7 protein-coding genes and 2 pseudogenes are annotated in these 8,783 nt (G+C 65.7%); 8 read left to right on the top strand and 1 reads right to left on the bottom strand.

From position 1 onward, the window contains the following. Positions 1-91: 91 nt before the first annotated feature. The 3 genes and pseudogenes from IBX18_RS42715 to IBX18_RS41325 all read left to right on the top strand — a co-directional run. Positions 92-269, top strand: a pseudogene (locus IBX18_RS42715) (transposase); the annotation flags it as partial. A gap of 293 nt (positions 270-562) precedes the next feature. After that, a complete protein-coding gene (locus IBX18_RS41330) occupies positions 563-1,504 on the top strand; it encodes a fatty acid desaturase (protein ID WP_194838869.1) in 942 nt (313 codons plus the stop codon). Between the two features lie 26 nt (positions 1,505-1,530). Continuing rightward, on the top strand, positions 1,531-2,295 hold the full coding sequence (locus IBX18_RS41325) for a phytanoyl-CoA dioxygenase family protein (protein WP_194838868.1): 765 nt from the start codon (positions 1,531-1,533) through the stop codon (positions 2,293-2,295). Here the strand turns inward: IBX18_RS41325 and IBX18_RS41320 are convergent. Further along, a complete protein-coding gene (locus tag IBX18_RS41320) occupies positions 2,292-4,322 on the bottom strand; it encodes a carbamoyltransferase C-terminal domain-containing protein (RefSeq protein ID WP_194838867.1) in 2,031 nt (676 codons plus the stop codon). The genes IBX18_RS41325 and IBX18_RS41320 overlap by 4 nt on opposite strands. A gap of 59 nt (positions 4,323-4,381) precedes the next feature. Between IBX18_RS41320 and IBX18_RS41315 the strand changes: the two genes are divergently transcribed. From IBX18_RS41315 to IBX18_RS43585, 5 genes and pseudogenes are all read left to right on the top strand, one after another. After that, a complete protein-coding gene (locus IBX18_RS41315; protein ID WP_194838866.1) occupies positions 4,382-5,359 on the top strand; it encodes a glycosyltransferase in 978 nt (325 codons plus the stop codon). Positions 5,360-5,365: 6 nt separating this feature from the next. Beyond that, on the top strand, positions 5,366-6,091 hold the full coding sequence (locus IBX18_RS41310) for a phytanoyl-CoA dioxygenase family protein (protein ID WP_194838865.1): 726 nt from the start codon (positions 5,366-5,368) through the stop codon (positions 6,089-6,091). Continuing rightward, entirely contained in the window at positions 6,064-7,326 is a 1,263-nt protein-coding gene (locus IBX18_RS41305; protein WP_373889279.1) for a glycosyltransferase, read from the top strand. Before IBX18_RS41310 ends, IBX18_RS41305 begins: the two co-directional genes overlap by 28 nt. Continuing rightward, positions 7,323-8,570, top strand: a complete 1,248-nt coding sequence (locus tag IBX18_RS41300) for a cytochrome P450 (RefSeq protein ID WP_194838863.1) — start codon at positions 7,323-7,325, stop codon at positions 8,568-8,570. The genes IBX18_RS41305 and IBX18_RS41300 overlap by 4 nt, the downstream gene beginning before the upstream one ends. Beyond that, positions 8,567-8,755, top strand: a pseudogene (locus IBX18_RS43585) (carbamoyltransferase N-terminal domain-containing protein); the annotation flags it as partial. The gene IBX18_RS41300 and the pseudogene IBX18_RS43585, both read left to right, overlap by 4 nt. Positions 8,756-8,783 lie beyond the last annotated feature (28 nt).

The raw sequence follows: 8,783 nt of genomic DNA, 5'->3' as shown, positions 1-8,783 counted from the left end.
CAACATCCGCCGAGTTGGGTAACGACCGTGACGGCAGCACCTGTAACCGTCGGTCGTCCCATGTCTACTGCGGCCCAAGCAATTTCAAGATCAGAAGCGCAAACGCGCCCTCACCAGTGTGCTGGCGACCTCATACCTACTCCGGGTGACCACCCGCCGCATGCAGCGCTTGGTCGATCACTCTGCGTTACAACGCTTTCCGAATCACAAGTCTCATGGCCGCCGAGCTCGACGCTCGCCCCGGGGCGTTCCACACCCGCCCGCTCGACGGTGCCCAGTAGCGGGTCCTTGGTTGGGAACGCTGACAGTCGAGTGGATTCCCGGCGCGTGTGTCGGTGCACAACCGGCGAGCGGTGTGACCCGCAAGTGCAGGGCCGCTGTGGATTCCACGTTTCAGAGGTTGTTTTATACGTTTGCGTGTCGGCACCGAATACCGCGTGCGTCGCGGTATTCGGTGTGGAGGTGTTGATGGATGGCGTTGGCGTGTGGGCTATTTGGTAGTGAAACAGACGGCAGGCCACGACAACTAGCAATTGATAATGGGCCGACGTAGACTCGCCCCATGGCGAAGGGCACGTCGCGGCGCCTGTGCGCTATCCGGTCGGCGCGACGCCTAACTGTATCGCTGACGCTCGTGTTTGGGTCCGCACTGTTGGTGGCAGCCCAGCCCGACCGGTTCTCGTGGTGGTGGCTGCCGCTCGTATGGGCGGCGCAGACGCTCGGCATCACCGGCATCTCCAGCGCCGCACATGAGGCCGTACACAGCCACCTGTTCTACAAGCCAGGGCTGGAGCGGTTGTTCGGCCGGATCACCCACGGCATCATGCTCCTCAACCACGACGTGCATCGGCGCTACCACCTTGTCCACCACGCCAACACGGGCACCGACAAGGACTCCGAAGGGGTGTTCGACTTCAACGACCTCCACTCGTTAAGGGCGTATCTGCGGTACCTGACCAGGTGGGCCGTGCCGCCGAGCCCGCTGCACATGCTGAACTGGCGTACGGGCGTTGCGGCTGTGCGGGGGCGGCCCACCGCACTTGGCCACATCCCGCACCGGCAGGCGATGGCTGGCTTCGTCGTGCCAGTGCTGATGCTGGCCACGCTGACGTGCTGGCTGGTCGCCGAGCCAGTCGCGGCGCTGCTGGCTGGCGTTCTGCCACTGTGCTGCATGGCCCCTGTCTACGGCTACCTCACAGCGGTGCCCGAGCATTTCGGGCTCGCCGACCACGACTTCCGCGATCGCACCCGCAACATCCACACTTGGCCGCTGGTGCAATACCTGGTCTGGAACTTCAACCTGCACGCCGTGCACCACCGCAACCCACACCTGCACTTCAGCTTGCTGCCCGGTTCAACCGAACGGTTCTCGGCACCAACGGCCAGCGGCTATCTACGGTTCCATCTCGATCTTCTCCGCAATATCCTCCGCACCCGGCACGGCTGGCCCCTAGCCGCGGTGCTGCCCGAGCGACTTGGAGTACGCACGAGCTTGCGGTCCTGAGCGGCTGAGCGCGAAACGGGGATGCGATGACCACGCAACGAGTGGCTGAATGGGCTGAGCAGTTCGGTCGGAACGGCTACGTCATGCTTTCGGGTGTATTGAGCCCGGACGAAACGGAAGAGCTTCGTCAGGGTGTCGAAGAAGCACACCGGCATCCCTGTCCCACCGGCAATCCGACCCAGTTCCACCGGCACCAGATGTTCCGGCGCGGCCCGGCCTTCGAAGGGATGCTCGACCGTGAGCCGGCCGTCGACGTCGCCGAGACAGTACTGGGCGACAACTGTCACATCATCGCGAACAACACGATCCTTACGCGGCCCAACAGTGGCATCGACCGATGGCACGTCGACGAAACCGTCATCGTGCCGGTGCCCGAGGGCGTCACGCTTGACCCACGCATGAACATGCCGTGCTATGTGATGACCGCGCTGTACTACCTCAACGACGTGCCGATGGAGGTCGGGCCGACGCAGATCGTGCCCGGCAGCCACCGTAGCGGCCGGTTTCCACCGGAGCACGAGAAGGACCTGGCCTGGGAAGGGCGCAGCTACGTCAGTATGGTCGCGAAGGTCGGAGACTGCCTGCTCCTCAACGGGCAGACCTGGCACCGAGGCGCGACAAACCTCTCCGACGCGTGCCGGTATGTGCTGCAGGTTACGTACGGGCGACGGTTCATCTCGCAGCGGTTCCACCCGTACATCAATGTGCAGATCCCGACCCAGATCTTCGAGAGGGCCAGCCCGCGTCGCCGCCGGCTGCTCGGCATGCACCCGCACGGCCCGTATGGCTAATGGTCGCCCTTGGTGTGGGCCAGCGCGACGGGTATCAAGTCGACGAGCCGGCGTTGCCAGAGCGACAAGAGCTCGCCCTCGACAGTCGACCGGTCGGCCACGGCGACGCATTCGCGGATCTGACGCTGACCGGCAGAGTCGGTGATAGCGGCGGCAGTCGCGGCCGATACCGGTGCGGTGCGGGCGATATCGGTCGGGTGTGACCATTCGTGCAGTTCCCATTCGACCGGACCGCGCGACGTGCGCCGCACCCGCATAGCCGCCGTCGGTGCCAGCACCGGGACGAGAGTGGATGGGTCGAGCGCGGTGGCGGCCCGAGCGAGGAGGTAGGGGCCGATCGCGAGCCGGTCGAGACCAGTCGTGAGGAAGCAGCGCACCGCGTCAGCGGCCGAATTGACGATCGGCTCGGTGTTGTTGTTGAACGACGTGTTGAGCACCACCGGTGTACCGGTCCGCGCCCCAAACCGGTCGATGAGGCGCCAGAACAGCTTGTTGACATCGCGCCGGACGACTTGAACGCGCGCCGATCCGTCGACGTGGGTCACGGCGCCCAGCAATTCGCGATACTGCGGGCGCACCGGAAGCGCGAAGGTCATGAAGTCCGGTTCCGTGCCGGCGAGCTCAAAGTACTCGTCGGCGCGCTCGGCGAGCACCGCGGGTGCGAACGGCCGGAAGGACTCCCGCTGCTTGATCATCCGGTTGATGCGGTCACGATTCGCCGCCGGTCGCGGATCGGCGACGATGCTGCGATGGCCCAGCGCCCGCGGGCCGAACTCGGCCCTGCCCTGCGCCCAGCCGACCACAAGGTCGGCAGCAAGTTCGCCGGCGACGGCGTCGGCGATGTCGGCGGGCCGTTGCACTGTCAGATGGTCGCGCCATGCGGCGATCAGCTCGCCGATCGCGGCCTCCGATCCGAGATCCGTGCCGAGATCCGTACGCCGGCGACGAATCTTCGGCATGCCGGGCGTGCGCTCGACGGCCGCCCCGAGCGCAGCTCCCCCGTCATGTGAGGCCGGATGTACGAAGACGTCAGAGAACCGGCCGGATGCCGCGATGCGGCCGTTCATCGTGCAGTTCTGCGCAACACCGCCGGACAGGCACAGGCGCTGCTCGCCGCTGCGTGCTACGAGGGTTGCGGCGACGTGCTCGACGATCGTCTCCAGCATTTCTTGGAGTGCCGCGGCAAAGTCGTGGTGATCGGCGCTCATCGGCTCACCCCGGCGCCGTGGGCGGATGCCGGCCCGCAAGAGGTCGTCGTCCATCCGGTCGGCGTCGAATCGGTAGCTGCCGTCCGGCCCTAGCTCGTACAGGTCGCGCAGCACATTGCGATAGCGCGCCGGGTCGCCGTACGGCGCCAAGCCCATCACCTTGTACTCGTCGAACAATTTGAAGCCGAGGAACCGGGTGCCGCGGAAGTACAATTGGCCGAGCGACGCTGCTGTCGGCGCCGTAAATTCCAGAGTCAACTCGCCGCCGGCGGCGCGGAAGGCCGATACCGACTCGGTTTCGCCGCTGCTGTCCATCACCAGGACGAGTGCTTGGTCGAAGCCGGAGTCACGGTAGGTCGCCGCGGCGTGCGCGAGGTGGTGGGGCACGAAGTGGATGCGCTCAGGATCGACGGCGCCGTCGAGAAGCTGAGTGATGCGTTCCCGGGCGCACACATCGGGTAAGTCCGGGTGCTGCAACCGGAACGTCGACAGCCCGTGGTCGAGGAAGGTCTCGTCGAAGAAGAATGCGACTTCGTCGATGTCGCGCAGCGCGACTCCACAGTGGTCGAGACTGGCCCGGATCGCCCGCAATGGGAAGGCGTGGGTGTGCTTGACTCGGCTGAAGCGTTCCTCTTCAGCGGCGAACAGCACGCTTCGGTCATTGACGATCGCCGCCGCGGAGTCGTGGAAGAAGCCGCGTGGCAGGCCTGGGATCCACTGTTCGTCCTCAGTGTTGAAGCTGCCACTGATACCCAGCACCAACATCGTGTCGCGACCTCTCTCGAGGCAGGTGCGCGCCACCGACTGAACGGATGCCATCGCAGTAAGCGTCGGGATATAGTCGAGCGGCACAACAGCTGCTGGATCCGGGGAATCCGTTGACAACTATATCGCCGCGAGTCTCCATCGTCGTGCCGACCTACAACACGGCAGGGTTGCTGCGGACCTGCCTCAACCTCTTGCTCGACAGCGTCTCCCATCGTGACGACGTGGAGATCGTGGTCTCTGACGACGGGTCGATCGATGACACCTCCCAGGTGATCGCCGAGTTCAGTGCCGCCGCAACGAGTGTGCGATCGTCCTACAACCGCGGCTTCGCGTCGGCATGCAACGCGGGCGCTGCAGCCGCGCGTGGCAGCTCGTTCGTGTTCTACAACACGGATCTGGAGCCAGCACCTCGATGGCTTGACGAGCTCCTCGACTATGCCGACGCCCACCCAGAGGCCGCCGTCATCGGCTGTAAATTACTGTTCCCGGACGGCCGAATCCAGCACGCCGGTTGTGTGCTGTGCGCTGACGGTTATCCACGGCACGCGTATGCCGGATTCCCTGCCGATCATGAGGTGGTGAACCGATCCGGTCCGGTCGGCATCGTCACCGGTGCGTGCATGTACCTGCCCCGGCGGTGGTATGAGCAGATGGATGGCTTCGATACCTGGTACACCAATGGCTATGAAGACGTAGACCTGTGCTTTCGTGTCGGCGAGGTCGGTGGCGAGGTGCACTATTGCCACCTGTCGACGTTGACCCATCTGGTCTCGGCGACGCGCGAGGGCCGCACGGCGGAGTTCGCAGAGTCGGAGCGCAGGTTCGTTGAGCGATGGGGTCACCGTCGGCCCGACGACTTCGACAGGTACCTGCGCGACGGCATGATCGAGGTCGTGTACGGCAAATACTTCCCTTTCCGCCTCCGGGTGTCACCCGAGGTCGCCGTGATCGCGGGCAGCGGCGAGGACAAGTACGCGGCGCTGGTGGCCCAATTGCACGACGTCCGCCGGGCCAACGCGGCCCTGCGGCGGGATGCGTCTGCGGTTCAGGGCGGGGGTTCCGAAGAGCAGTCTTTCCCTCTAAATTGAATTAGTGTGACGACGTGGGCGGTTGATCGACAACAGTTCCTCGACACCGGACTCACGACGGTGACGTTGCCGGACCGGTGCGGACCGACGTTTGATGCGATCCTCAACTCGCTGAAGGACGCCTATCCTGACGAGGATCACGAAGTCGACGGTGTTCGATACTTCACCGACCGCATCATGGATGTCTGGCAGATCAACGAACACGTGCGCGAGCTTGCAGTGGTGCCAGAAGTGCTCGACCTGCTCTCCTACCTGTTCGGTCGCCGTCCTTTGCCCTTCCAGACCCTCAATTTCCGCCACGGCACTCAACAGCACCTGCACTCCGACGCACTGCACAACAACTCCGACCCTGCGGGATTCCTGGCCTCGGTATGGGTGGCATTGGAGGACATCACCATGGACAACGGCCCGGTCGTGTATTACCCGGGCAGCCACCGACTGGCAGAGATCTCCGTAGGCGACGTCACGCAGCCCCGCGGCCCACACTCCAACGACGCGATCAGGAGCACGCTCGCTGCGGCTGGCATCGTGCCCCATCACGGGCTCATACGCCGCGGTCAGGCCATGGTTTGGGTCGGCGATCTGATACATGGCGGCGCACCGGTTCTGTACCCGGGAGCGACGCGGCACAGTCAGATCACGCACTATTTCTTCGAGGGGTGTCGGTACTGGGTGCCTAAGTCGTCCACTGCCGGAAACGTGATATGGCGGCACCCGCGATGGATCGCGTGAGCCGGCCCTTGCGTGTTCTCTGTACAACTCAACCTGGAGTGAGTCATCTCTTGCCAATGGTGCCAGTGCTACGGGCACTGCGGCGCCGCGGCCATGAGGTTCTGGTCGCCTCCGCGCCAAGGTTAGCGCCGCAGATCACCAAGACGGGGCTGCGCGCGGTGCCGATGGGCGTCGACTTCATCATCGGCCAGGAGCACACCTTCGTGCCAGCGTTGGCCGCCGCCCGGGCCCGACGCGACGTCTCGTTCGCGTACACGCGCACCGTCCTTGTCGACGCACTTGCGTCGGCAGCGGTGACCGACCTCCGCAGCCTCGTCCGTGCGTGGCGCCCCGACATCGTCGTGCGCGACCCGGTGGAGTTCGGCGGCTTCGCCATCGCCGAGGCGCTGGGCGTGCCACACGTGACGGGCCGGGAAAACCGGTTCCTCTCCACTGCGGCCTGGGCGTCCGAACTGGGCGAATCGTTGACCCCCCTTGCCCGTCTAGCCGGCGTTGACGCGTTGGACGCCGGCCAGCTGTACCGCTACCTCGGTCTCGCGCCGACGCTGCCAAGCCTCATCGCGGCGACGCCAAAACTGCCCAACGCGCGAGAGTTCGACCGGCACGTCGGCCCGACACTCCGGTTCGTCCGGCCCGAGTCATACTGCGGCGACGCGCAAAGCGGCCGCGCGAACGGCGCCCATCGCGGTGGACCACGTGTTCTGGTCACCTTCGGCACGGTGTTCCATGACCAGCCCGACCTAATGCGCCGCATGTTAGTGGCTGCCTCATCGTTGCCAGCCCGCTTCACTGTCATCACCGGCCCGGGCATCGATCCAGCGGGTTTTCACCCAGCCCCAGCAAACGTATTTCTCACTGACTTCGCGCCGCTCGGCGCGGTGCTGCCCGGATGCGCGGCGGTCGTCACAGTCGGCGGTCTCGGTACTGTGCTGGCCGCGATCGAGCACGGCGTACCGATGGTGGTGATGCCGATCAACGCCGACCAGCCGACCAACGCGGCCCGCTGCGAGCACCTCGGCATCGGAATCACCGTTCCGGTGGCCACCGCCACACCAGCCACGATCGCCGCCGCCATCATCCGTGTGCTCACCGACGACGTGGTACGGGCACGAGTCGCCCAATTAGCCGCCGAGCTGCGTTCGCTGCCGAGCGCGGACGAAGCGGCTGAGCTCGTGGAGACCGTGGCGCGCACGGGAGAGTCCGTGCCGGACCTTGTCGAGAGCACGGCGCGATGACGGTGCCTCCGATCTCTGGCACTGCCGACGACATCTTTGCTCGGCTCTTCCTCACAGGAGACTTCGTCGAAGACCCGTATCCGGACTACGAAGAGCTTCGCTTACTTAGCCGCGCGCACCGGCTCGGCGGTGGCGCCCTGGTGGTAACGGCGTACGGCGACTGTGCCGCAGTGCTTCGGGACCCCCGGTTCGGCAACGATATGGAGGCTATCGGCCAAGCCAAGGGCGGTGCCTCCTGGCGTGACCACGCCTCACTGGCGATGCTCTCGCGGATGATGCTCATCGCCAACCCACCCCGCCATGGCAGCCTGCACCGCCGGGTCGGCACCGAGTTCACCCCGGCCCGCATCCGGGCCATCGAGCCGGTTATCGCGCGCGCCGCCGGAGAGCTGTTCGCTGGCTTGTGTGAACGCGGCGGTGGCGATTTCATCAGCATGTACGCTGACGTCCTGCCGTTGCTGACGATCCATGCCGTGCTCGGCATCCCGGACAGTCACCGCATCGAGCTGCGTCGGCAGACGCTGGCCTTCAACGCGCTGTTCGAGCGGGGGCTCACCGCCCCCCACATCGCCGCCGCAGACGACGCGGTCGACGAGATCACGCTCTATCTGACCGATCTGATCGCGTACCGCCGGGGCCAGCCGGCTGACGACCTGGTGTCGGCCCTCGTCGCAGCGGCCAACCGCGGCGCCGTCGCCGAAGACGAGCTCGTCCCGTTGGTGTTCCAGGTGTACAACGCGGCATACCAGACGACGATGAGCCTGCTCGGCAACGGCCTCCGGCAGCTGCTGCTACATCCGGCAGAGCTGGCGCGGCTGCGCGGCGATCCCTTGCTGCTTAGCCCGGCGTGCGATGAGCTGGCCCGGATCGACCCACCAGTACAAAGTACGGGCCGACATGCATTCGTTGACCTCGACCTCGACGGGATCCCGGTACGCGCCGGTGACATGGTCATCGCGATCATCGCGGCGGCGAACCGTGATCCCGCCCGGTTCCACGACCCGGAACGGCTCGACGTCGGGCGTGTCGGCCCTACCGGGCTGAGCTACGGGTACGGACCGCACTACTGCCTCGGGGCCGCTCTCGCGGCCGAGCAGCTGCGAGCGACACTCCGCCTACTCACCGCTTCCGGGGTTCTAATCGAGGCGAACGGCCCGATGGTGCGCCTCGCGAGCGCAAACATGCGGGGGTTCGCTCACCTGCCGGTCACTATTCACCACCGAGCCAAGCGGGTCGATCGATGATCATCCTAGGGATTTCAGGGGGCCTGGGCCACGACGCCTCGGCCGCACTTGTCCAAGGCGGCGAGGTCATCGCCGTCGCCGAGGAGGAGCGGTTCACCCGCCGCAGGCACGCGTATGGCGCCGCACCGACGTCGGCGACGATGTACTGCCTTGCACAGGCTGGTCTGACGCTCAGCGACGTCGATGTGCTCGCCCTGTCCTGGGCACCGGACC

Origin of the sequence: Nocardia sp. XZ_19_369, assembly GCF_015355715.1 — a bacterium.
In the GTDB taxonomy this organism is placed as follows: Bacteria; Actinomycetota; Actinomycetes; order Mycobacteriales; family Mycobacteriaceae; genus Nocardia.
The sequence above is the reverse complement of the archived record's forward strand: the minus strand, read 5'-3'. Positions and strand labels throughout refer to the sequence as shown.